The organism is Sphingorhabdus sp. (assembly GCF_044239665.1).
Classification (GTDB): Bacteria; Pseudomonadota; Alphaproteobacteria; order Sphingomonadales; family Sphingomonadaceae; genus Sphingorhabdus_B.
The window spans coordinates 37550-61248 of the sequence record NZ_JBIIBA010000007.1; the positions used below are offsets into that span (position 1 = coordinate 37550).

Here is a 23699-nt window from a genome sequence, read left to right on the forward strand (position 1 = left end):
CCTGCGAAGGGATTCGCCGTGGCCTCCGTTATGATTATGCGAGGCTGGCGTCCACCCTAAAGCTGCATGGGCGATGATTTCAGGCGGGAATGGCTTGACCGTTTATCCAAATATGGGTGCAGCCCAGCACAGCTGCACTGTCATTTTCATCCAAGGCCGATACCGTCACCCAACCGTCATGCCGCATTTTTGCGCCAGTCGCCGCGTCAGTGCCAAGCGGCAGGAAAAGACGACGGACGACGCCTTCGTCAGCCAGATCAATCAATGGATCGGGATAGAGCGAGAAGCCCGTGGCCGGTTCCGATGGTCCATCGGCACGATGAATATAATATGTCCCACCGCGACCAAGCGCAGCGCTGTAACCTTTGGCAAAGATCGTGAAGCCGAACCAGCTTTGATATTCAAAACCATGCCGCTCGGTCGGATCCAGCGTCACATTGGCACGGCCTGCAATAGTTCCCGCAATGGCTTCCAAAGCGCGTATTCGCGACGCCAGCGCCCCGCCAGCGTCAATCGCCCGCAATTTCTCAACCGCTTCTGCAAATGGACCCGTCGCCGCGAGCAGCGGCAAATAGGCATCCGCCCCCAGCGCACTCAGTCCGCCTGCATCCTTCATATCCAGCTCGGACCGAACGGCATCAATTTTGTCCGCCGCCAAAGGTAGCGCCTTTTCCGCCAGCCGTTCCACAAGATCAGGCAAGGTGAAATCGATGGTAATGTCTTTCACGCCCGCCGCCTCAAGCGCATCAATGGCAACGCCAACAATTTCGCAGGCGGCAGCGACGCTGTCATTGCCGACCAATTCCGCGCCCAATTGCGTCAATTCCCGTTCAGGGCGCAATTGTTTGGCGCGCAGGCGCAGCACCTGCCCATGATAGGCCAAGCGTAACGGGCGCGGGGCATCCTTTAGGCGGGTCGTCGCAATCCGCCCGACCTGCACCGTGATATCACCGCGCAGCGCCAGCGTATGGCCCGACACAGGGTCTGTAAAACGCAAATGCTGATTACGCGCTGCATCGCCGCTATGTTTGGCGAGCACCGATTCAAATTCCGCCATGGCCGGTGCCACGCGCGCATAGCCATAGCTTGCCAGCACATCGATCATCGCCCGCGAGACCCGCGCCGCAACCTCCGCTTGGGGAGGCAGACGGTCACGGAACCCTTCGGGTAGCAAATCAGGTGGAATATTCATGCGCACTCTTTACCGCAAAAGTCCAAGCGGGGAAGCCCCGCTTGCGCCATGACCTAAAACTTAAGCGCCTTCACAGTTTTTACGCCGGGAAGCGTACCCAGCTGTTTGAGGACCGCTTCCGGAATCGCCGCATCCATCGACAGTAGCAAAACGGCTTCGCCGCCCGCGCTGCGACGGCCCAGATGGAATGTGCCAATGTTCAATCCAGCCGCACCTAAGGTCGTGCCAACACGGCCAATAAAGCCCGGCGCATCTTCGTTGACGATGTAGAGCATGTTACCTTCCAGCTCCGCCTCAAGGCTGATGCCGAAAATCTCCACAAGCCGCGCTTCGCTATTGGCAAACAAGGTGCCTGCAACCGAACGTGGGCCTTGGGCGGTATTGACGGTGACGCGGACCAATGTGTGGTAGGCACCTGCCTTGTCATGACGGACTTCGCGAATGTCAAAACCGCGCTCTTTTGCCAAAAACGGCGCGTTGACCATGTTCACCGCGTCGGAAAAACGCCGCATGAAACCGGACAGCACAGCCGCCGTAATCGGCTTGATATTCAGCTCCGCCGCAGCGCCTTCAACCTCAATCGCGATATTGTCGAGATTGTCATGCGCCAATTGGCCAACCAGCGAACCCAATTTGAGTGCAAGGGTCGTATATGGCTTCAACTTCGGCGCTTCTTCGGCCGAGAGGCTTGGCATGTTCAGCGCATTGGTGACGCCGCCATTGACCAGATAATCCGCCATTTGTTCGGCCACCTGAAGCGCAACATTGACCTGCGCCTCATTGGTCGATGCACCCAAATGCGGGGTGCAGATGAAATTTGGCGTACCGAACAAGGGCGATTCCTTTGCCGGTTCGGTCACAAAAACGTCCAAAGCTGCGCCGCCGACTTGGCCGCTGTCCAATGCCTCTTTCAGCGCAGCTTCATCAATCAAACCGCCACGTGCGCAGTTAATGATGCGCACGCCTTTCTTTGTCTTGGCCAGATTTTCCCGCGACAATATGTTGCGCGTTTGGTCCGTCAACGGCGTGTGCAAGGTGATGAAGTCTGCCTTGGCAAGCAAGGTATCAAGGTCGGCCTTTTCAATGCCCATTTCAATCGCGCGATCGGCGGTGAGGAACGGGTCAAAAGCCACGACCTTCATCCGCAATCCCAGCGCGCGGCTTGCGACAATCGATCCGATATTGCCAGCGCCGATTAAGCCCAGCGTCTTGCCGGTAACTTCGATACCCATGAAATCATTTTTCGGCCAGTGACCAGCTTGCGTCTGCGCATTCGCCTCTGGCAATTGCCGCGCGAGCGCGAACATCAAGGCAATGGCGTGTTCGGCGGTCGTAATCGAGTTACCAAAAGGCGTGTTCATGACAACAACACCCTTGGCCGACGCATAAGGGATATCGACATTGTCGACGCCGATGCCCGCGCGGCCAATAACCTTCAGGTTTGTAGCGGCGTCCAATATTTGTTTCGTGACCTTCGTCGACGAACGGATCGCCAAGCCGTCATAATCGCCGATGATCGCGGCAAGTTCGTCGGGCGTTTTGTCGGTGATGACATCAACGTCGCAGCCGCGTTCAGTGAAAATCTTAGCGGCGTTTGGATCCATTTTGTCGGAGATGAGTACGCGTGGTTTGGTCATGTGGAGTTCCATTTCAAATATCGTCATGCTGAATGTGTTTCAGCATCGTAATTTCACGGTCGAAGCTAAGGTCCTGAAACAAGTTCAGGACGGCCGTTTAGGATTGAGAATTTGCGCTGTGATACGCCCAATCGAGCCAACGCCCGAGCGCTTGAATATCGGCGGTTTCAACGGTCGCGCCGCACCAGATGCGCAGGCCCGGCGGGGCGTCACGATATCCGGCGATGTCATAGGCCGCATCCTCTGCCTCAAGCAAAGATGCCATTTTCTTGATCATCGCTTCGTCCGCACCTTTGACAGTCAAACAGACCGATGTTTTCGAGCGGATGGCGGGGTCAGCGGCGAGGAAACCAAGAAAGTCACTTGCCGCTACAATATCGTCCAGCGCCGCAGCATTGGCGTTGCTGCGCGCCATCAGGCCCTGCAATCCGCCAAGGGTCTGCGCCCATTCCAGAGCAAAAATCACATCCTCGACAGCGAGCATCGACGGTGTGTTGATCGTCTCACCTTTGAAGATACCTTCGGCGAGCGCACCTTTGGACATCAAACGGAAGATTTTGGGCAGCGGCCATGATGGCGTGTAGCTTTCCAACCGCTCGACAGCGCGGGGGCCGAGAATGAGCACGCCATGTGCGCCTTCGCCGCCTAGCACTTTCTGCCAACTAAAAGTTGTTACATCGAGCTTATCCCAAGGCATGTCATAGGCAAATACCGCCGAGGTAGCATCGTTGAAGGTCAGGCCTTCACGGTCATCGGCTATCCAGTCGCCATTGGGAACGCGCGCGCCAGACGTCGTGCCATTCCATGTAAAGACGACATCATGGGTGAAGTCGACCGCGCTTAAATCCGGAATTTCGCCATAAGGCGCGTTCATGACATGGGCGTTCAGCTTCAATTGCTTGTTCACATCGGTGACCCAGCCTTCGCCAAAGCTTTCCCACGCCATCATCGTGACGGGGCGCGCGCCCAGCATGGTCCACATCGCCATTTCAATCGCGCCCGTGTCGGAACCCGGGACAATGCCAATACGATGCGTATCGGGTACCTGCAGCACTTCGCGCATCAGGTCGATGGCAAGTTGCAGGCGTGACTTGCCAATTTTCGCACGATGCGAACGGCCAAGCGATTCGGTTTGAAGTTTTTCGGGGCTCCAGCCTGGCGGTTTCGCACAGGGGCCGGAGGAAAAGAACGGACGCGCCGGTTTAACGGCGGGTTTTACTATAGTCATGTAAGCGTCTCCTTGCAGAGAGCAGCGCGGCGTTGGGACCGCGTGGCCCGAAGCCGCGTTTAGGCGCGGCCCCGGCTTTGTCAACGACTATTACAAAAAGCTATTAATAACCCGCCTTGCGAAACAAAACTTCGCCACGGCGGTTAACATATAGTTTTTCTAAGGTTACAGGGTGAAAATAGGCTTCCACACGGTCGCCTTCAGGGGTCGTGCCATATACTTCATAGCAGCCGCCATCGACTTTCGACTTACGCACCGTCCAGCCATCTTTGGTCAGCTTGTCGGTCAGCGCCTTTTGACTTTTCCATCCGGATACGGGACCTGATTTGCAGGTGATTGCGCCGGTTGCCGATGCAGGGACCGATGCAAAGGCAATAGCGGCCACAGCGGCGAGTGAAAGAGGTGTCCATAAACGCATATTCATGCTCCTTTAAAAATAGGTGTAGGGTCAGACCCTAATCGGGCGGAAATATCGTGCCGCAACGAGCAGCACGAGTGGAATAAAGTGTACGAGCGCTGGTCCTAAATTATTGTGGATGAATATCCAATGGACAAGAACGAGCACAGCAGCAGGATATACAAGGCGTTGAAGACGCTTCCAACCCGCCTTGAGCGCGCGCATCGACGCATCGTTGCTGGTCAAGCCCAAGGGTACAAACAACAGCATCGCAGCCCAACCGGTCCAAATACCCAGCGCCAAGAATTCGGCGAGAATATCATCTAGATTCCCCATATCGATGATATAGAAAACCAGATGCAAAACCGCATAACCAAAGGCCGCAACGCCCAATGCCCGGCGGCGCTGAATGAGCCAGCTCAACCAAGGCCTTGGCCCAATCAGCGACAATAAGGGGCTAAGCACCATCGCAGCAATCATGAAGCGTGCCGACCATTCACCCGTTGGATGCAGCATATCCATCGCGATGAGATCGCCGAAAACATAAGGGCGCATCATTAACACAGCAGGCAAGCACAAAAGCGCCCAGAATGCCGGCTTCTTATTAAGAATGATTCGCAACATGCGTCCGCGTTAATCGCCTGTCGCACGCTATGCAACGCGCAAATTATGTCAGCGACTGTCCTTTGCGTGCCGTGCGGGCAGCTTCACTTCATTTTTTGGCTGCGCTGTCTCATTTTTGCGTTAAGACGCCATCATGTCGTTGCGTTTGTGTCAAAGATTTCTGCTAATCATTGGCGTGCTTGCGCTGGCGTCGTGCGGCGGACGGGAAAAACTGCAATCGCCGCGATCCAGCGACAATATGACGTCACAAAATGCCCGCCAATGCTTGGCTGACCTCAAGTCCAAATCGGTGCGCTTTTCTGGACTGCCTAATAAAAGTTTCAACGGCGGATGCCGAATGATCGACACCATCAAGGTCATGGATTTTGGCATGGCGACAACAAATTTGGGGGCAATGACCTGCCCGCTTGCGTCAAACTTCGCCGATTGGACGCGCTATGCCGTGGTGCCTGCGGCCAAGCAATATCTGGGCAGCGAGGTTGTGAAGATTGAAACCATGGGCACATTCAACTGCCGCGCTGTTAATGGCAGTCGGTCCGGCAGATTGTCCGAACATGCATTTGCGAATGCCGTTGACGTATCCGCCTTTGTCCTGCGCGATGGACGGCGCGTCTCGGTGCTGAACGGTTGGCGCGGATCACCCAAAGAACGGGCATTTTTGCGCCGCTTGCATCAATCTGCCTGCAAACGCTTTGGCACCGTTCTTGGCCCCGAATATAACGCCGCGCATGCAAATCATTTCCACTTCGACATGGCCAAATCGATGCGCAACGGCACCGCTTATTGCCGATAAAGGTGGCAAAAGAGATGGATGCACCCTACATGCAGGGTAATGACAGACACAAAAATTAACGATCGCCGCTTTTATAAAGCTCAACAAGAAGCGGATTTTGCCGAACAGCAACTCTCCACACCGCAAACACAAAGCAAGTCCTATCGACTGGCTTTTCAGGATACGGACTTCCTCCTTCGCGAAGATCTGCGCCCTGTGCGTTTTCAGCTCGAACTGCTCAAAACCGAAATGTTGCTCGATGAGGCGAATATCGGTTCCATGCTGGTCATCTACGGTTCGGCGCGTATTCCCGAGCCTGAGGCTGCGGACGCGATGATCGCCGCTGCCGACGGTGAGCGCGCCAAGATCATCGCCGAGCGGATGAAAGAAAAATCCCGTTTTTACGAAGAAGCACGGCATTTGGCGCAATTGGCCGGAAAAGCCAATGTGACCGATGAAGAAGGCCGTCGCCACTTTGTGGTATGTTCCGGCGGTGGTCCATCAATCATGGAAGCCGCCAATCGCGGTGCGCATGATGTTGGCGCAGAATCGGTTGGCCTAAATATCGTGCTGCCGCATGAACAAGCGCCGAACCTGTTCGTGACACCCCGATTAAGTTTCCAATTTCATTATTTCGCTTTGCGCAAAATGCACTTTCTGCTGCGCGCGCGCGCCGTTGCGGTGTTCCCCGGCGGCTTTGGCACGTTCGATGAGTTTTTTGAGCTGCTGACGCTGGTTCAAACTGGCAAGATTAAGAAGATGCCAATCCTGTTGTTCGGGCGTGAATTTTGGAACCGCGTGGTGAATTTTGAGGAACTTATGCTCGAGGGCGTTATCAGCCCGCGTGATCTGGATTTATTCCAGTTCGTAGAGACCGCAGAAGAGGCATGGGATGCCATCTGCGATTTCTACGAAGTGTCACATTGATATAACCCGATTACGTCGCTGGCGCTGCGGCGGCCGCTGGTGCTGCGGCATCCGTTGCTGGCGCGGCAGCAGCGTCACCCGCAGCGGCAGGGGCTGCTGCATCAGCAGCAGGCGCTTCCGCCGCAGGGGGTGTTGGCAATGGCAAGTTTGAACCTTGCGCGTTCATATATAAAATCAGGTTCGCGCGTTCTTCGGGATTGCTCAGACCAGCGAAGGTCATCTTAGTACCTGGCGCATATTTTTTAGGGTTGGCCAGCCATTTGTCCATGCCTTCCCAATCCCAGTTACCCGGAATGCTTTTCAACGCGTCGGAATAGGCAAAGCCAGCGACATGGCCATGTGCCTTACCCATGGATGCCCAGAGATTCGGGCCAATGCCATTTGCGCCGCCTGGCGCAATAGTGTGGCAAGCCGCGCATTTTTTGAACGCTGCTTCGCCCTTGGCAATGTCTGCGGTCGCGAGCAACGTTGCAATCGGCACAGCAGCGGCAGCACCCGCACCCGCAACATCTTCAACAGCAACGGCATAGCCCTCTTTCTCAGGCGCCTTCCCTTTGAAATACATGCCTGTGACGATGCTTAGTCCAAGCGCGACGACGCCGCCTGCCAAAACCCAGCCAGCAATTGTGTTACTACGATCATCCATTGTTTATCAGCCTTGAAAGTGCGTTAAAACACCGGCGCAGAATGACGGCCGGTTTCACTCGCCCCTCTAATCGCGAGTGCTACGCCGTGCAAGTGTCCAAATCCACCCTTGCCCGATAAGTCTGCCTATCCTAACGCCTTCCCAGCATGAACAGTTATCCCGCCCCCGCACTGGCAATCGTCAAAGACATGACGCTTGCTGCACATCAACATCCGGCCAAAGCGATTGCCTTTCAAGGCGCGCCTGGCGCAAACTCGCATTTGGCGGCATTGGAATATGACGCAGACTGCTTGCCCCTGCCCTGTTTTTCGTTCGAAGACGCCATTGATGCGGTCCAGGACGGAACGGCCGCGTGCGCGATTATCCCCATTGAAAATTCGCTGCATGGCCGCGTTGCCGACATCCACTTTCTGCTACCAGAATCGGGTCTGAGCATCATATCTGAGCATTTTATGTCGATCCGCCATTGCCTCATGGCCAAATCAGCAGATGCTGTGCTCAAAACCGCGATGAGCCATCCGCAAGCACTTGGCCAATGCCGACATTTTTTACGCGCCAATGGCATTATCCCTGTGGCCTATGCGGATACCGCGGCGGCAGCGGCATTTGTCGCGGCCAATGACGACCCGTCGGCTGCGGCCATTGCGCCGCCGATTGCCGCAGATCTTTATGGCCTCGTCGCCATTAATGATGCTGTGCAAGACGATGACAGCAACACCACCCGCTTCGTCGTCCTTTCACGCACGCCTGCCGAGCGCAGCAGCCTCACGGGCACGTTAATGACCACGCTGATTTTTGAGGTGAAGAACATTCCCGCCGCTTTGTACAAGGCGATGGGCGGCTTTGCGACCAACGGCGTCAACATGACGAAGCTGGAAAGCTATCAAAACGGCGCAAGCTTTGCCGCGACCGAGTTTTTCACCGATATCGAAGGTGCACCGGGCGACCCAGCCGTAGACCGCGCATTGGAAGAGCTGCGCTTCCACTGCAACTCGGTCCGCTTGCTCGGAACCTATAGGCAAACCCGCGAGCGAGGTTGAGGCTGTATCGGCGGGAATGGCTTCAAGGCCTGTCCCCGCCCAGCAGCTTTCCCGTCGTCCCTGTCGATCTAGCCATAGACACGTCATAGGCACCAGCCTGCGCTGGTGCGACGGTGTTTTTTGCTGAACAGGTTGGTTAAGGGGATGACGCAGTAGTTACCATCATAACAGTTGGTCTGGAGCCGACTTAGTTCCCCTCCCGCCTGCGGGAGGGGAGTTTGTTTGGTCTCAACGCCCTTTCCCGTCTGCGGGAGCAGCGTTTGCTATGGTCTCAACGCTCCCGCTCGCTTGCAGGAGGGCGTTATCTTGCGCAACGTCGCCCAATTGGACCCAGAACGGGTTTCGGGCGTTAGCCAATCCCCAAACTAAGGAACATATTATGGCCGACCTATCGCAGATTAAAGAACATGCAGAAGTTATCGGCGCTGACGGGGTGCATGTTGGCACCGTTGACGGCGTTGAGGGCAACCGCATCAAGCTGACCAAGACAGATTCTGGGCAAGGCGGCCATGAAGGGCATCATCATTATATTGATGGCGGGCTGGTCGCCACGGTCCACGACAATACCGTCCGCCTGTCGGCCAATGGTGACGTTGCCGTCACCTTTGAACAAGAAGAAGACGCCAAAAGCTAGGCACAGCGCGGCGGCGGTGCCTTAGTGCGCCGCCCCCCAGCTTGGCCCAGTACCGATTTCTATGCCCAACGGCACCGAAAGCTTCACCAGCGGCTGCGCTGCATTGGCCATGACGTTGCGGATGATGTCGCTGGCGGCGGCGACGTCGGCTTGCGGCAATTCAAACACCAGTTCGTCATGCACCTGAAGCAGCATTTTGACATGCCCCAACCCAGCGGCTTCCAACGCTGGCCCCATGCGCACCATTGCGCGCTTAATGATGTCGGCGCTTGTGCCTTGGATTGGCGCGTTGATTGCGGCGCGTTCGCTGCCCTGCCGTTCGGCTTGATTGGGCGACGTGATGCGCGGGAACCATGTTTTGCGGCCAAAAAGCGTGGTCGAATGACCGCATTCCCGCACGGTTGCCATCGTTTCCTGAATATAATTGGATATGCCGGGAAAACGTTTGAAATACGCGTCGATCAGCGCCTGTGCCTCTTCGGGGGAGGACTCCAGACGCTTTGAAAGGCCCCAGCGCGAAATGCCATAAAGGATCGAGAAATTAATCGTCTTGGCGCGCCCTCTTGTGTCGCGGTTGACTTCGCCAAACAGCTCAAGCGCGGTGCGGGCGTGAATATCCTCACCTTTTTCAAAGGCGTCACGCAAGGGTTCGACATCGGCAAAATGCGCCGCCAAGCGCAGTTCAATCTGGCTATAGTCGGCAGACAAAATGACGTTGCCCGCTTCTGCGATAAATGCGTCCCTGATCTGACGCCCCGTTTCGGTGCGGATCGGGATATTCTGCAAATTGGGGTCGGTCGATGACAAGCGCCCGGTCTGCGCGCCAACAAGGCTGTAACTTGTGTGCACGCGGTCGGTTTTGGGATCAATCTGTTGCTGCAGGCTGTCGGTATAGGTCGATTTCAGCTTCGCCAATTGCCGCCAGTCGAGCACTTTGCGCGCGATCTCTATGCCTTGGCCGGCAAGGTCCTCCAACACAGTTACGTCGGTGGAATATTGCCCAGACTTGCCTTTTTTCCCGCCCTTATAGCCCATTTTGCCAAACAGGATTTCGCCCAATTGCTGCGGACTGCCAATGGTGAAGATTTGCCCTGCAAGGCCGTGAATTTCCTTTTCAAGCAATTCCATTTGCACGGCGAATTCGGACGAAAGCCGCGCCAAAGCGGCGCGGTCAACCTTGATGCCCAAGCATTCCATTTTGGACAATATAGGCACCAAAGGACGGTCAACCAGTTCATAAACGCTGGTCGCTTTTTCGGGGCTCAGCCGCAATTTGAGATGGTGCCACAAGCGCAGCGTCACATCGGCGTCCTCCGCCGCATAGCGCGTCGCGTCGGACAATGGCACGGCGGCAAAACCAATCTGGCTTTTGCCCGTGCCCGTCACGCTTTTATACGATATGCATTCATGGCCCAGATGCGTCTTGGAAAGCTCATCCATGCCATGCGCCTGTCGTCCGGCGTCCAGTGCAAAGCTCATCACCATAGTGTCGTCATAGGGCGAAATCAGGACATTATGCCGCGCCAGCACCGACATGTCATATTTCAAATTTTGCCCGATTTTGAGGACTATTGGGTCGCAAAGCAGCGGGCGTAACTTCGCAAGCGCGGCTTCCATTGGAATTTGCGTCGGCCGTTCGGCGAACATATCCGTGCCGCCATGCGCCAGCGGGACATAGCATGCCTCACCCGGCGCAACCGCAAGGCTGAAGCCCACAAGGTTGGCACTTGCGGCCTGCAAGCTATCGGTTTCGGTGTCAAAGCCCAAAGTGCCAGTTTCGCGCGCGCGGGCAATCCAATGGTCCAGCCGTGCGATATCGGTGACGCATTCATAACTGGATGTATCAATTTTCGGCATGGGCGCAGGGACGGCGGATGCCCCTGTCACCGGCGCGCGTTCCGCGCCATCGCCTGCGTTCATCGCCTTGGGGTTGCCTGCAATCGCCTTATTGGCCGCCGCTATATCTGCGACATGCCCAATACGTTTCAACAGCGAATTAAACCCGTGATGCTGCAAAAACTCTGTCAAAGGTTCTTCGGGGATAGCACCCAGAACCATATCCTCCATTGCAATCGGCAACGGGCAATCTTCCTTTAACGTCACCAAAACCTTGGACAATCGGGCCTTGTCCGCATGCTCGATTAAATTGTCGCGCATTTTGGATGGCTTCATATCGGGTGCTGCCGCCAATACGCTTTCAAGGTCGCCAAATTCCTGGATCAGCTTGGTCGCGGTCTTTGGTCCAACGCCAGGGACGCCGGGGACATTATCCACGCTATCGCCCATCAATGCGAGCACATCGCCGACCTTGTCCGGACCAACGCCGAATTTCTCGAACACTTCCTCTGAACGAATGCGTTCGTTTTTCATCGTGTCGAACATGTCAATGTTCGGCTCGACAAGCTGCATCAGGTCCTTGTCGCTGCTGACAATCGTGACATGCCAACCCGCCGCGCAGGCCGCTTTGGCATAGCTTGCGATCATGTCGTCGGCTTCGACATCATCTTCCTCAATCAATGGCAGGGAAAATGCGCGCGTCGCGTCGCGGATCATCGGAAATTGGGGCTTGAGGTCTTCGGGCGGGTCGGGGCGATGCGCCTTATATTGGTCATAAATCCGGTTGCGGAATGTCTGGCTGGATTTGTCCAACACCACCGCCATATGCGTCGGGCCATCGGCTTGGTTCAAATCATCCGCCAGCTTCCACAACATCGTCGTATAGCCATAGACGGCGCCCACCGGCTCCCCATGCTTATTGGTCAGCGGTGGCAGCCGGTGATAGGCACGGAAAATATAGGCGGAGCCGTCAACGAGGTAGAGATGCTTTTGGTCAGACATGACGTTGCGATAGCAGGCCGTTTTGGCCAAGTCTTTTGCTAATTTGCCGCTTTGGCATTGCGCAAAATTTTAACGCGACCCGCGCCACAAGATGAGCCCGCTTGCGATGATGATGCCCGCCCCTGCAAGGGACATGAGGTCAGGCCAATCGCCAAATAATATTATCCCCAACCCAACGGCTATCAAAAGCTGAACATATGTCATGGGTGCGATTTCTGCGGCAGACGCGCGCGTCGTTGCCATGAAAATCAACCAATGCGCAAAGCTGGCGGTGACGGCAACCAACGTGCAGCGGGCAATGACCGTCCAATCCGGCACCCCGATCACAAGCGCCTCAACACCCGAAAAATGACCAATAAAGGCCGCGCTCAGGATGAAAGGCACGGCGATCGACGCCACCAAAAACTGCATCAGCAAGGGCGACCCTGCCCCCGCCACGGCGCGGTTGCCGATCATCATGAATGCCATGCTGATTGCAGCCGCCAGCGGCAGCAGCGCCACCCAGCCAAGTTCGGCAACATTGGGTCGCATGATCAGCAGCACGCCGCCAAAGGCAAGCAATATGGCCACCCATTTGGTCGCATGGGCGCGTTCATGCAAGAAAATGGCGCTGAAAACCGCGGTTATCATGGGGCTGGTGAACCCGATGGCGGTCGCGTCCGCCAAAGGCATCAGAAATATGGAGGAAAAGAAGCAGATCGTCGCCAACGCCACGGAAAATCCCCGCAACAATTGCACTTTGGGCATGGGCAACGCAAAACCCTGCCGCCCTTCTTTCAGGAACAGCAAAGTGCCAAGCCCAATCGCACCAATCGCATAACGTAGCGCCGCGACAGCGGTACCCGGCCAAGCCCCTGCGATAGATTTGATGACCGCGTCGCCCATCGACAAAAGGGCAAAGCCACACAGCGCGTATAAAAGGCCCGACCGAGCCGAGGATGATGTCACGTACATTTCCCTAAAAGCTACGCTGCCTTAATCGGCTTTGCGAAGAATAGAAAGCAGCGCACCGTTTGAGCCAAGCATAAAGGTCACGGCATGCATTACCAATTTGTTCACCATTTTTGTTTAGCACGCATCATCAACAACACTGGTTCACTGGAGCAGCACAGCGTGATCGCATTTGGGAAAAAATCAGGCTTAACGGCAGGACGTCCATCATTCGGCGTCGCCCGCCCTATGAACGGCGGTGTTTTGCCAGTGGCACAGCAATCTGCCAGCTTACAACCGCAGGCCGATTATCTGGGGTCAGCCGATGGCGGCGCGCAATTCCCATCTCTGGAAGATGTCGCGCTGCCCGTTGATGGGCGCGTTCCGCAAACCGCCATGGAAGAGGCGATGACGCGCCTCTCCGACCGCGCAAACAACGCCGCCCCGGTGGATGAAGGTCCGCAGGGTTTTGAAGCTTCGGTGCATAAGATCAAGGAACAAGTGCTGCCCCGCTTGCTTGAGCGCGTTGACCCCGAAGCAGCGGCATCACTCAACAAAGAAGAACTGACAGAAGAGTTTCGCCCAATCATCTTGGAGGTGCTGGCTGAACTCAAACTGACGCTTAATCGGCGCGAACAATTTGCGCTGGAAAAGGTCCTCATCGACGAATTGCTTGGCTTTGGCCCGCTTGAAGAATTGCTAAGCGATCCGGACATCACCGATATCATGGTCAATGGCCCCCTGCAGACCTATATTGAGAAAAATGGCAAGCTGCAGATTGCACCAATCCAGTTTCGCGATGAGGAACATCTGTTTCAAATCGCCCAGCGAATCGTGAACCAAGTCGGCCGCCGCGTAGACCAGACTACGCCGCTGGCCGATGCCCGCTTAAAAGACGGTAGCCGCGTAAACGTTATCGTGCCGCCTTTGTCCTTGCGCGGTACCGCAATCTCGATCCGTAAATTCTCCGAAAAGCCGATCACCATTGATATGCTCAAAGGATTTGGTTCGATGAGCGAGGCCATGGCCACGGCATTGAAAATCGCAGGCGCAAGCCGGATGAACATTGTCATTTCGGGCGGTACCGGTTCCGGTAAAACCACGATGCTTAACGCCTTGTCAAAGATGATTGACCCGGGCGAACGCGTTTTGACGATTGAAGACGCCGCAGAACTGCGGCTTCAGCAGCCACATTGGTTGCCACTGGAAACCCGCCCGCCAAATCTTGAAGGCGATGGTGCAATCACCATCGGTGACCTTGTGAAAAACGCCCTGCGTATGCGCCCTGACCGGATTATCTTGGGCGAAATTCGGGGTGCGGAATGCTTCGATCTGCTCGCTGCGATGAACACGGGCCATGACGGCTCCATGTGCACGCTTCACGCCAACAACCCGCGCGAGTGCCTTGGACGTATGGAAAACATGATCCTCATGGGTGATATCAAAATCCCCAAAGAAGCCATTTCGCGCCAAATCGCCGAATCTGTGGACTTAATCGTGCAGGTCAAACGTCTACGCGACGGTTCGCGCCGGACCACGCAGATAACCGAAGTCATCGGAATGGAAGGCGACATCATCATCACGCAAGACCTTTTCAAGTTCGAGTATCGGGATGAAGACGCCGACGGCAAAATCCATGGCGAATGGGTTGCAGGCGGCGTTCGCCCCTATACGCTCGAAAAGGCGCGGCAATTTGGCTTTGACCAACCGTTTTTGGAAGCCTGCTTAGGTTAAAGGCCCTTAATGGCCAGTGCCACAGACAGCACCATTGCCAGAACCGAAAACACGGTAATGGCCGTCCATGGCATGAACCCCACATCTTCGATATTCATCCGATTATGACGGCGGCGATCAGCCAAGCTGCTGACTAGCACCACTGAAGCAAATATCACGGATGAAATCATCCACAGATGATCTTGCCACCTAAGTTGTTCAAACCATTCCATTGGGTCGCCCTTAACGCGGATTTATCCGGCTATGAAGGGCGAAGAAATGTTTCGCCGGTTTGCGCGCACGGGAATTTGCTTTCGCACCCGCATCGTGCTGTCGAGATCCAGATCAACCCACGCCAAGCCGGCTGCGCTGCCCATATCGAGCAATATCGTGCCCCAAGGGTCGATGACAAGCGAATGCCCATAAGTTTGGCGGCCATCTTCATGCACACCGCATTGCGCCGCCGCGATGACAAATGCCGCGCTTTCAATGGCCCGTGCGCGCAATAATATATGCCAATGCGCCTCACCCGTGGGGACAGTGAAGGCAGACGGTAGCGCAAGGATATCAACGCCCGATTTGGCATAAGCGCTGAACAGATCAGGAAAGCGCATATCATAGCAAATCGCCAGCCCCATCAGGCCAAGGGGCGTTTGAACCATCACGGGATGTTCTCCGCCGATATAAGCGGCTGACTCACGCCAAGTTTCACCCGACGCCAGATCAACATCGAACAAATGCATTTTGTCATAACGCGCCGCAATTACGCCGTCTGGAGAGATGATTATGCTACGATTGGCTAACTTCTCCGCGCCCTCGTCCAAAATAGGCATGGAACCGATATGGACCCAAATCCGATGTCGGGCGGCCGCCGCGATCAGGCTTTGCAGGGCCGCATTATGTGCTTCATCTGCCATATATTGGCGCGCGCGCGCACGATCACGGTCGAGCAAAATCGACATTTCTGGCGCAAAGTACATGGCCGACCCATTTTCGGCGGCTCTGGCAATCGCATCGGCCATGTCCGAAGCATTACGCATCGGATCAATAGAACTTGTCATCTGATGCAAAGCTATCCGCATGAAAAACCTAATAAATGATATCTAAATCGAAAATGTTGTCGCTGTCGGCCAATCATTTCACTGGGCAAGCAACATTGCAAGAAATATGCAACGCTGCGATATTCATTGATAAAGCCAAGCTGCCCAACAAAGGCAGGGATATGGGACAAACGAGATGACAAAGAAGCTCAACATTCTGGTGACAGGCGGTTAACCGATATTCAGGGGACATAAGCGCTCACTTGCGCTTTGGGCGGATGTTTCCCATATTCCGAGTCATGGAAACACAATCGCACGCAAATCCGGTGACATGGTATGGCACCACAATATTATCTGTCCGCAAAAATGGCAAAGTGGTGATCGCTGGCGATGGCCAGGTGTCGATGGGCCAGACGGTGATGAAGCCAAACGCCAAGAAGGTGCGGCAATTGCATGATGGCTCCGTCATCGGCGGGTTTGCAGGGGCAACTGCCGATGCCTTCACCCTTTTCGAACGGCTCGAGCGCAAGCTTGAACAGCATCGCGGACAATTGATGCGCGCGGCGGTCGAATTGGCCAAGGATTGGCGGACCGACAAATATCTGCGCAATTTGGAAGCAATGATGATTGTGGCGGACAAGGATGTGACCCTGATCCTGACGGGCAATGGCGATGTGCTTGAACCCAATGACGGCATTGCGGCGATTGGCTCCGGTGGAAATTACGCTTTGTCCGCCGCGCGCGCCTTGGCCGATTATGAAACGGATGCCGAAAAAATGGCGCGACATGCCATGAAAATAGCCGCCGAAATCTGCGTCTATACCAATGACCATCTGACGGTCGAAACATTGGATAGCGCCCAATAGGCGCGCTTTACTTGCCCACTTCGCTTGCCCTCTTCACTTGAACGCCGTTCGCAACTTCCCATTTAGGCCGTAATGAAAAACGCACTGACCCCAAAAGCCATTGTGGCTGCACTTGACGAACATATCATTGGCCAAGCGGACGCAAAGCGGGCCGTTGCGGTGGCGCTGCGCAATCGCTGGCGTCGCCAACGGCTCGGTGCGGATTTGCGCGATGAGGTAACGCCCAAAAACATATTGATGATTGGCCCCACAGGGTGCGGCAAGACGGAGATTTCCCGCCGCTTGGCCAAGCTGGCCGATGCCCCGTTCATCAAGGTGGAGGCCACCAAATTCACCGAAGTCGGCTATGTCGGCCGCGATGTGGAACAAATTGCCCGCGATTTGGCCGAAGAGGCGGTCCGCTTGGAAAAAGAGCGCCGCCGCGAACATGTGCGCGAAGCGGCGGAAACAGCCGCAATGGAGCGCATACTGAAAACGCTGGCTGGCGATACGGCTAGCGAGGCGACACGCGAAGCATTCCGCCAGCGCATTCGCGAACGGCATATGGACGACGTCGAAATTGAAATCGAAGTATCTGACAGTCCGACAATGCCGATGGAAATACCGGGCATGGGTGGCAATGTCGGGATGATCAATCTTGGCGAGATGATGGGCAAGGCCTTTGGCAAGGACAATCTGAAACGGCGCAAGATGAAAGTCCCCGATGCGTGGAAGAAATTGGTCGAGGAAGAATCCGAAAAGCGTTTGGACCAAGACGATGTGAACCGGGTCGCGCTTGCCGATGCCGAGGCCAATGGCATTGTGTTCTTGGACGAAATTGACAAGATTGCGGTGTCGGACACGCGGGGCGGCGGATCGGTCAGTCGCGAGGGTGTTCAGCGCGACCTGCTGCCGTTGATTGAGGGGACCACGGTCGCGACCAAATATGGCCCGATGAAAACCGACCATGTATTGTTCATTGCCTCGGGTGCTTTCCACATTTCCAAGCCAAGCGACATGTTGCCCGAATTACAGGGCCGCTTGCCCATCCGCGTCGAATTGCGCGCGCTCGAGCATGCCGATTTTGTCCGGATATTATCCGAAACCCGCGCCAACCTGCCGATGCAATATAAAGCCTTATTGGCGACCGAAGAGGTAACATTGGAATTCAGCGATGACGCCATTGATGCCATTGCGCGCATTGCGGTGGACGTGAATTCTTCTGTTGAAAATATCGGCGCGCGGCGCTTGCAGACGGTGATGGAAAAACTGCTTGAAGAGATCAGTTATGACGCGGAGGACCGCAAAGGCGAGACGTTGAAGATTGATGCGGCCTATGTCAGCAAGCAGCTTTCGGGCATCGCCAAGGACACAGACCTGTCCAAATATGTTTTGTAACCATGGCCGCGTTACCGCGCGGTAGTGACTGCTCCGTCACCTGATTGCGGGGCAACGACAAGCTTCCACGCCTTGTCTTTGACAAAATAGCGCTGAGCCAATGCCTGCAAAATGGCCGGTGTTACATCATTATAGTCGCTGTACAGCTTGCCCAATGCGGCAAAGCGTTCGGGGTCATAAGTCGCCCCTTTTAGCTGATTCAGCCAAAAACTGTTGCCTGACGCCGCGCGCTCAATGGCTTGCTTGGTCGGCTCGACCGCGCGCTTCAATTCGTCGGCGCTCACGGGATTAGCCATCAAGTCCGCCGCAACGGCTTCAGCAAAAGCGAAGAAACGGTCCACATCCCCCGGCTTAACTTGCGTATACGCCATCAAATACCCGCCGCTGTTAAAATCGAGCGGCCAGTTGGCGGCCATGTCGGGGCTGTAGCTTGCGGCTTGTTCAGCGCGGAATTTTTCAAACAAGCGATCACGGAAGATTGCCGCCAATGTTTCCAGCTGACGCCCCTCGGTAATGCCTTGAATGCCCCCGCCCGTTGGCCACGCCATGACTGCTGCTGATTGATCACTGGCCCCGCGATGCATCAGGCGCACAGGCGCAGCCGTGGGCGCTGGGAAGCGCACATCGCTGGCCGCTGCCGATACCGGCAATGGCGCGCGCGGCGCCATCGCACCGAAGCTTTTTTCCAATGCGGCGATTGCGTCCGCCTTTTCAAAATCCCCGAAAAGCAGAACCTCAATGGGGCCCTGCGCCATCAAAGGCTTCCAATAGGATTCAAACTTCGCTGCATCAATTTTCGCCACTTCTGATGGGGTAGCCGCCTTCCAACGCGCATCCTTATTCCGCAGCAGATATTCCAGATCACGTTGCAACACCGACGTCGCCGACATTTCAAAACTGGCATAGCCAGACATAGCCAACGCCTTGGCACGTTCAACGGGCGCCGCATCCCAACCGGGAAACTCCATCTTGGTCGCAATCAAAATAAGCTGGTCGGCAAGATCATCTGGCCGCGTATTTGCACCAAATTGGAAAGCGTCGTCATCAACCGAGAAATTGAGCTCAATGCGCCGTCCATTGACCATCTGATCAATTTCGGTGCGTTTGATATTGCCAATGCCATTTTCAGGCAGAACCAATTGCCCTGCCCACAATAGACCGCCTTTGTCCGGATTGACGGCCTTATATCCACGGCCAAAGCGGACCAATATGCGAATCTGACCGCTTTCGGCTTTATTGGGATACAGCAATGCGCGCACGCCATTGGATAGCTCCAGCCGCGTGAGGTCCCATCGCGACAATAGTTCCTCGGCCACCAGCTTTCCCGGCGCGCCCAATTGGGGCAGCGCGGCAAAGCCAATATTATTTTCAGACAGGCGCGCCGTTGTATTTGCGGCCACCGATGCGTTCAATACCGCCAGAGCGCGATTATCCGCGTCGGATATCGTGGTAGGCGACGAGACCATCAACCGGATCACATCGGCGCTAAAAAGCTTCTGTGTCGACTCCAAAAGCCGTTTGGGCGTGAACTTGTCTTGCATCCCTTCATACACCGCAATGACGGTTTTCGGGGCCGCTACTGTTTCGCGTATGTCCACTGCGCTGACGATATCATCCGCCTGCTTGGCTGCGGCTTCGAACGGATAGCTGTCCAGCATCGTGCGCAGCGCATTACCGAACAATGTCTTTTCGCGCTCAATATCCGCAATCGACGGTGGTGTCGCAACCGCATCGGCAATGATCGCGCGGACATCACGCGTTGCCGCTTCCCATTGATCGCCAATGGGTGTCAGCGAAACCAATGTCGCATCGGCGGTGCGCGAAATATCTTCCTGCGCGATCTGTGCAAATAGATAATTGCCGCCATTGCGCGCCTGCACCTCAAGCCTGCGGTTAATGATTTGCATCGCCAAGGCATCGATAAGCAATTGTTCATTATAGAGTATCGTGTCGTTCACTTTGCGCCAGGGCCGCAGATAGGCAAGGCTGACCGTCGTTGGCAATGTCGGCTCAATCAACACACGCGCAGCTGTGCCTTGCGGGCTGGGGTCGCCAAAATCTGGCTCCGGCGCGCTTTGGCCTTTGCCTTTCCAATCGTTGAAATATTTCTGCACCAGATTGGCAAGCTTGGCCGGTTCCATATCGCCAGCCATAACGACAACGGCGTTTTCGGGCCGATACCAACGGTCATGAAAGGCAGAGAGGCGGATGGCATCTGCCGCCTGCAACGTTTCTGCTGTTCCAATGGTGGATCGGTTTGCAAGGCGCTGCCCCTGAAACGCATGTTGGCGCAGGGCATCGCTGTAAATCATCTGTGCGCCGCTATTCTCCCGCAATTCGGCCAGAACAATCGCGCGCTCGGCATTCAACGCGGTTGGCGAAATTCGTGGGTTGCGGATCATGCCTGAAATGATTTTAACCGATTCATCCAGCTTTTCCGCCGTCGCATTGGGCAAATCAAGCTTGTATACGGTCTGCGTCGGCGTTGTTTGCGCATTGCTATCGCTGCCAAATGTTACGCCGAACCGCTGCCAAATGCGTTTGGCCTCCCCATCCGGAACGAAGGTTGATCCGCGAAACGACAAATGCTCGATGAGATGGGCAAAGCCTTGCTCGTCATTATTTTCATGCAATGCGCCCGCGTCAATCCGCACACGAATGGAAACCTGCCCCGCTGGCACATCGTTTTTCTTGACCGCATAACGAAGACCATTGGGCAGAACCCCAAATGTCCATGTGTCATCGACAGGGACGTCGCTGCCTTCATACAGCCATGGTTGCGCCGCTGCCTTCGATGTCGCTACCGCAACAGGCGCAGTTTGCGCATAGACCGAAGGCGAGAGCAGTAAGGCTGCCAAAGCAAGAGCATGTAAAAGGTTGCGCATTACACTCCTCATAACGGGCTTACAGCTTGACCGCACATGAACGTTCGGAAAAAAGCGGCTATGTTTTTCAATCACTGTCTCGTCATCCCGAACTTGTTTCGGGATAACGCACAGAGGTCGATATGTTATCCCGAAACACGTTCGGGATGACGAGCGGTTTTTCGGACAATCCCGCTTAAATTCCACCATCGACGGTATCATAACCCAAACCACGCAGGCCAAGTTGCAACGCCTCGACACATTGCGCCAATTTATGCGCGTCGGTGGTGCGGATAACGAAGTTTGCACCGACCTTGCCTTCACGGAAAAACGGATAGCTGCCGATTTGGCATCCTTCATGATGCTTTTCGGTATCGCCCAGCAACTTTGCCACTTCGCTTTCGGCAACCCAGCAGCCGATTTGTTGGGACAATAACGGCGCGCCGCCCTCAAGCGTGCCAGTCAGCGCATCCAACATGCCAGCGGTGATATGCGGCACGCCCGCCATGATGAAGATATTGCCATGGCGAATACCCGGCGCGCCTGACATTTTATTAGGGATAAGTTCTGCGCCCTCGGGCACGCGCGCCATTCGCAAACGGCCCGGATTGATGCCGCCGCGCGTTTCATAATATGCGTGCAGGACCGCGCTCGCTTCGGGATGGATAACCACCTCGACCCCCAAAGCAGCCGCAATCGCATCAACGGTAATGTCATCATGCGTTGGGCCAATGCCGCCTGTCGTAAACAAATAATCATTGCGCGCGCGCAGCGCGTTCACGGCCTCGACAATCGATTCCTCAACATCAGCGACAACGCGCACCTCGCGTAGGCGAATGCCTTGAATATTGAGCCAAAGGGCAATTTGGCTGACATTTTTGTCCTGTGTACGGCCAGAAAGGATTTCATCGCCGATAATTACAAGGGCTGCGGTGTAGATGCGAGATTCTGTCATGGGGACGCGATAGCATAAATCACCCCCTCGCAAAGTGCGGATTATTGCCTTATAACGCTTGCATGGATCAATATGTACGCGTGACGCCCCAAGAGGCGATGCAGGCCCGCGACGGGACTATCAAATTGCACGGGGCAGAGGGCTTTGACGGCATGCGCAAGGCTGGCCGCCTTGCCGCCGAAATCCTCGATGCCTTAGTGCCGCATGTCGTGCCGGGTGTCAGCACGGAAGAATTGGATGACATCGTCCGCGCAATGACAATGCGCGGTGGCGCTGTGCCAGCAACCTTGGGCTATCGCGGCTATACGCATAGCTGCTGCATCTCGATCAACCATGTGATTTGCCACGGTATTCCGTCGGACAAGAAATTAAAGGATGGCGACATCGTCAACATTGACGTGACGCCGCAACTGGACGGCTGGCACGGCGACACCAGCCGCATGTTCTTGGTCGGTGATGTCCCGGTTAAGGCCAAGCGTTTGGTCGATGTAACCTATGAATGCCTCATGCTCGGCATCGAAGCGGCAAAGCCCGGCAACCATGTTGGCGACATTGGCCATGCCATTCAAACCCACGCCGAAAAGCATCGTTATGGCGTGGTTCGCGATTTCTGCGGCCATGGCCTTGGGCAGTTATTCCACGACGCCCCCGAAATCGTCCATGTCGGCCGCCCCGGCACTGGGCCAGAGCTGCGCCCCGGCATGATCTTTACGATTGAACCGATGATCAACATCGGCAAGGCCGCAGGCAAAGTGCTTGATGATGGCTGGACGGCGGTTACGCGGGACCGCTCCTTAAGCGCGCAGTTCGAACATAGCATTGGCATCACCGAAGATGGCTGCGAGATATTTACCAAGAGCCCTAAGGGGTTTGATCAGCCGCCTTATTGAGGGGTTTTACCAAACAGCGTCATGCTGAACTTGGTTCAGCATCCATCGTGCCACGCGGACCGGAGGGTTTAGAGGCGAAATGGACCCTGGAGCCGAAGGCGTGCAGAGCACAACCAAGTTCAGCATGACGGCGTGTCTAGGTTTGGATAGCCGTTACAACCGCAACCCAGCCGTCTCATCCAACCCAGCCATGATGTTGAGGTTCTGTACCGCTGCGCCGCTTGCACCTTTGCCGAGATTATCGAGCATGGCCAGCAACCGCACTTGCGACCCGTCGGGCGACGCCAGCACATAGAGGTCTAGCCGGTCTGACGGGGTTTGGTCGGCGTGCATCAATAATTCGCTTGGCGCAGCTTCGGCGTGCAGCGTTACAACCTTTGATCCTGCATAATGCGCGGCGAGCGCGTCGCGCAAAGCATCCGCGCTGCCTGCCCCCGTCATCGCCGACAGCGGCAAGGGCACTTCAACCACCATCCCGCGAAAGGCGCGGACGACGGCGGGGGCGAATATGGGCGGGTGGATGAGGCCTGCATGAACCTGCATTTCGGGCACATGCTTGTGCGCGAGATCAAGGCCGTAGCTGCGATAGCCGATATCCAAGCCCTCGCCTTCGAAACGTTGTATCAACGCCTTGCCGCCGCCCGAATAGCCCGAAACCGCGTTGACCGTATAAGGCCAATGAGCGGGGATTAAACCAGCGGCCACCAAGGGCGCGATAAGGCCCAAAAATCCGGTGGGGTAGCAACCGGGGTTGCTGACCAACCGCGCAGACGCAATGCGTTCACGCTGGCCCATGCGATATTCGGCAAAGCCATAGGCCCAATCGGGGTCAATACGATAGGCCGTGGACGCGTCAATGATGCGCGTCGCGGCAGATGTGGTCATCGCCACCGCCTCTTTTGCGGCGTCGTCTGGCAAGCACAGAATGACAAAGTCGGCGTCGTTCAACGCCTCACGCTTCGCGGCCACGTCTTTACGTTTGGCATCATCCAAGGCGATCAGCGTGAACTCATCGCGGCCCGAAAGCCTATCGGCAATCTCAAGCCCAGTGGTGCCCGCAGCGCCGTCGATGAAGATGGTTTTGGTCATTTCAAATCACCGTAGCCCTGAGCAGCAGTTGCAAAGCAAC

At 55.7% G+C, this 23699-nt stretch carries 21 protein-coding genes; 8 read left to right on the forward strand and 13 right to left on the reverse strand.

Going from position 1 to position 23699, the window contains the following annotated elements:
* Positions 1-79: 79 nt before the first annotated feature.
* The 5 genes from ACILP3_RS03530 to ACILP3_RS03550 form a co-directional block, all read right to left on the reverse strand.
* Complete coding sequence (locus ACILP3_RS03530; protein ID WP_395615291.1) at positions 80-1192, reverse strand: ATP phosphoribosyltransferase regulatory subunit; 1113 nt, start codon at positions 1190-1192, stop codon at positions 80-82.
* A gap of 53 nt (positions 1193-1245) precedes the next feature.
* Positions 1246-2829 (reverse strand): phosphoglycerate dehydrogenase, encoded by a 1584-nt coding sequence (gene serA / locus ACILP3_RS03535; protein WP_395615292.1) that lies wholly within the window; start codon positions 2827-2829, stop codon positions 1246-1248.
* Between the two features lie 97 nt (positions 2830-2926).
* A complete protein-coding gene (locus ACILP3_RS03540) occupies positions 2927-4057 on the reverse strand; it encodes a phosphoserine transaminase (RefSeq protein WP_395615293.1) in 1131 nt (376 codons plus the stop codon).
* Between the two features lie 103 nt (positions 4058-4160).
* Positions 4161-4475, reverse strand: a complete 315-nt coding sequence (locus ACILP3_RS03545) for a PepSY domain-containing protein (RefSeq protein ID WP_395615294.1) — start codon at positions 4473-4475, stop codon at positions 4161-4163.
* A gap of 30 nt (positions 4476-4505) precedes the next feature.
* Complete coding sequence (locus ACILP3_RS03550; protein WP_395615295.1) at positions 4506-5078, reverse strand: sulfite oxidase heme-binding subunit YedZ; 573 nt, start codon at positions 5076-5078, stop codon at positions 4506-4508.
* Between the two features lie 238 nt (positions 5079-5316).
* Here ACILP3_RS03550 and ACILP3_RS03555 point away from each other — a divergent pair, with 238 nt between their 5' ends.
* Complete coding sequence (locus tag ACILP3_RS03555; protein WP_395615296.1) at positions 5317-5871, forward strand: extensin family protein; 555 nt, start codon at positions 5317-5319, stop codon at positions 5869-5871.
* Positions 5872-5910: 39 nt separating this feature from the next.
* On the forward strand, positions 5911-6777 hold the full coding sequence (locus tag ACILP3_RS03560) for an LOG family protein (protein WP_395615297.1): 867 nt from the start codon (positions 5911-5913) through the stop codon (positions 6775-6777).
* A gap of 10 nt (positions 6778-6787) precedes the next feature.
* Here ACILP3_RS03560 and ACILP3_RS03565 read toward each other — a convergent pair whose 3' ends face one another.
* Positions 6788-7423, reverse strand: coding sequence for a c-type cytochrome (locus ACILP3_RS03565; RefSeq protein ID WP_395615298.1), 636 nt, complete (start codon positions 7421-7423; stop codon positions 6788-6790).
* A gap of 146 nt (positions 7424-7569) precedes the next feature.
* Here ACILP3_RS03565 and ACILP3_RS03570 point away from each other — a divergent pair, with 146 nt between their 5' ends.
* Positions 7570-8463, forward strand: a complete 894-nt coding sequence (locus tag ACILP3_RS03570; RefSeq protein ID WP_395615299.1) for a prephenate dehydratase — start codon at positions 7570-7572, stop codon at positions 8461-8463.
* A gap of 379 nt (positions 8464-8842) precedes the next feature.
* Positions 8843-9097, forward strand: a complete 255-nt coding sequence (locus ACILP3_RS03575) for a DUF2171 domain-containing protein (RefSeq protein ID WP_395615300.1) — start codon at positions 8843-8845, stop codon at positions 9095-9097.
* 21 nt (positions 9098-9118) lie between these two features.
* Here ACILP3_RS03575 and polA read toward each other — a convergent pair whose 3' ends face one another.
* Both polA and ACILP3_RS03585 read right to left on the reverse strand, forming a co-directional pair.
* The gene (gene polA, locus ACILP3_RS03580; RefSeq protein ID WP_395615301.1) at positions 9119-11935 is read right to left on the reverse strand and encodes a DNA polymerase I; all 2817 of its coding nucleotides are present in this window, start codon (positions 11933-11935) and stop codon (positions 9119-9121) included.
* Between the two features lie 69 nt (positions 11936-12004).
* Entirely contained in the window at positions 12005-12883 is an 879-nt protein-coding gene (locus ACILP3_RS03585) for a DMT family transporter (RefSeq protein ID WP_395615302.1), read from the reverse strand.
* A 165-nt stretch (positions 12884-13048) separates the two neighbouring features.
* Here ACILP3_RS03585 and ACILP3_RS03590 point away from each other — a divergent pair, with 165 nt between their 5' ends.
* Positions 13049-14599, forward strand: a complete 1551-nt coding sequence (locus ACILP3_RS03590) for a CpaF family protein (RefSeq protein ID WP_395615340.1) — start codon at positions 13049-13051, stop codon at positions 14597-14599.
* Here the strand turns inward: ACILP3_RS03590 and ACILP3_RS03595 are convergent.
* Together ACILP3_RS03595 and ACILP3_RS03600 are read right to left on the reverse strand one after the other, a co-directional pair.
* Positions 14596-14724: a hypothetical protein gene (locus tag ACILP3_RS03595; protein ID WP_395615303.1), complete on the reverse strand. Its 129-nt coding sequence runs from the start codon at positions 14722-14724 to the stop codon at positions 14596-14598. The genes ACILP3_RS03590 and ACILP3_RS03595 overlap by 4 nt on opposite strands.
* A 108-nt stretch (positions 14725-14832) precedes the next feature.
* Positions 14833-15660 carry a carbon-nitrogen hydrolase family protein gene (locus ACILP3_RS03600; protein ID WP_395615304.1) on the reverse strand — a complete coding sequence of 276 codons (828 nt, stop codon included), beginning with the start codon at positions 15658-15660 and terminating at the stop codon, positions 14833-14835.
* A gap of 257 nt (positions 15661-15917) precedes the next feature.
* On the opposite strand from ACILP3_RS03600, the gene hslV reads away from it, so the two are divergent.
* Together hslV and hslU are read left to right on the forward strand one after the other, a co-directional pair.
* A complete protein-coding gene (gene hslV, locus ACILP3_RS03605) occupies positions 15918-16484 on the forward strand; it encodes an ATP-dependent protease subunit HslV (RefSeq protein WP_125230572.1) in 567 nt (188 codons plus the stop codon).
* Positions 16485-16556: 72 nt separating this feature from the next.
* On the forward strand, positions 16557-17861 hold the full coding sequence (gene hslU, locus ACILP3_RS03610; RefSeq protein WP_395615305.1) for an ATP-dependent protease ATPase subunit HslU: 1305 nt from the start codon (positions 16557-16559) through the stop codon (positions 17859-17861).
* 11 nt (positions 17862-17872) lie between these two features.
* Here the strand turns inward: hslU and ACILP3_RS03615 are convergent, their stop codons facing one another.
* Together ACILP3_RS03615 and ACILP3_RS03620 are read right to left on the reverse strand one after the other, a co-directional pair.
* The gene (locus ACILP3_RS03615) at positions 17873-20746 is read right to left on the reverse strand and encodes a M16 family metallopeptidase (protein ID WP_395615306.1); all 2874 of its coding nucleotides are present in this window, start codon (positions 20744-20746) and stop codon (positions 17873-17875) included.
* 175 nt (positions 20747-20921) lie between these two features.
* Positions 20922-21680 carry a competence/damage-inducible protein A gene (locus ACILP3_RS03620; protein WP_395615307.1) on the reverse strand — a complete coding sequence of 253 codons (759 nt, stop codon included), beginning with the start codon at positions 21678-21680 and terminating at the stop codon, positions 20922-20924.
* A gap of 62 nt (positions 21681-21742) precedes the next feature.
* Here ACILP3_RS03620 and map point away from each other — a divergent pair, with 62 nt between their 5' ends.
* Complete coding sequence (gene map, locus ACILP3_RS03625; protein WP_395615308.1) at positions 21743-22570, forward strand: type I methionyl aminopeptidase; 828 nt, start codon at positions 21743-21745, stop codon at positions 22568-22570.
* A 153-nt stretch (positions 22571-22723) separates the two neighbouring features.
* Here the strand turns inward: map and argC are convergent, their stop codons facing one another.
* A complete protein-coding gene (gene argC / locus ACILP3_RS03630; RefSeq protein ID WP_395615309.1) occupies positions 22724-23659 on the reverse strand; it encodes an N-acetyl-gamma-glutamyl-phosphate reductase in 936 nt (311 codons plus the stop codon).
* Positions 23660-23699: the final 40 nt, after the last annotated feature.

Bases quoted from the DNA above. Each gene is read 5' to 3' on its own strand.
- ACILP3_RS03530 (WP_395615291.1), bottom strand. From the start codon at position 1,192: ATGAATATTCCACCTGATTTGCTACCCGAAGGGTTCCGTGACCGTCTG.
- serA (WP_395615292.1), bottom strand. From the start codon at position 2,829: ATGACCAAACCACGCGTACTCATCTCCGACAAAATGGATCCAAACGCC.
- ACILP3_RS03540 (WP_395615293.1), bottom strand. From the start codon at position 4,057: ATGACTATAGTAAAACCCGCCGTTAAACCGGCGCGTCCGTTCTTTTCC.
- ACILP3_RS03545 (WP_395615294.1), bottom strand. From the start codon at position 4,475: ATGCGTTTATGGACACCTCTTTCACTCGCCGCTGTGGCCGCTATTGCC.
- ACILP3_RS03550 (WP_395615295.1), bottom strand. From the start codon at position 5,078: ATGTTGCGAATCATTCTTAATAAGAAGCCGGCATTCTGGGCGCTTTTG.
- ACILP3_RS03555 (WP_395615296.1), top strand. From the start codon at position 5,317: ATGACGTCACAAAATGCCCGCCAATGCTTGGCTGACCTCAAGTCCAAA.
- ACILP3_RS03560 (WP_395615297.1), top strand. From the start codon at position 5,911: ATGACAGACACAAAAATTAACGATCGCCGCTTTTATAAAGCTCAACAA.
- ACILP3_RS03565 (WP_395615298.1), bottom strand. From the start codon at position 7,423: ATGGATGATCGTAGTAACACAATTGCTGGCTGGGTTTTGGCAGGCGGC.
- ACILP3_RS03570 (WP_395615299.1), top strand. From the start codon at position 7,570: ATGAACAGTTATCCCGCCCCCGCACTGGCAATCGTCAAAGACATGACG.
- ACILP3_RS03575 (WP_395615300.1), top strand. From the start codon at position 8,843: ATGGCCGACCTATCGCAGATTAAAGAACATGCAGAAGTTATCGGCGCT.
- polA (WP_395615301.1), bottom strand. From the start codon at position 11,935: ATGTCTGACCAAAAGCATCTCTACCTCGTTGACGGCTCCGCCTATATT.
- ACILP3_RS03600 (WP_395615304.1), bottom strand. From the start codon at position 15,660: ATGCGGATAGCTTTGCATCAGATGACAAGTTCTATTGATCCGATGCGT.
- hslV (WP_125230572.1), top strand. From the start codon at position 15,918: ATGGAAACACAATCGCACGCAAATCCGGTGACATGGTATGGCACCACA.
- hslU (WP_395615305.1), top strand. From the start codon at position 16,557: ATGAAAAACGCACTGACCCCAAAAGCCATTGTGGCTGCACTTGACGAA.
- ACILP3_RS03615 (WP_395615306.1), bottom strand. From the start codon at position 20,746: ATGCGCAACCTTTTACATGCTCTTGCTTTGGCAGCCTTACTGCTCTCG.
- ACILP3_RS03620 (WP_395615307.1), bottom strand. From the start codon at position 21,680: ATGACAGAATCTCGCATCTACACCGCAGCCCTTGTAATTATCGGCGAT.
- map (WP_395615308.1), top strand. From the start codon at position 21,743: ATGGATCAATATGTACGCGTGACGCCCCAAGAGGCGATGCAGGCCCGC.
- argC (WP_395615309.1), bottom strand. From the start codon at position 23,659: ATGACCAAAACCATCTTCATCGACGGCGCTGCGGGCACCACTGGGCTT.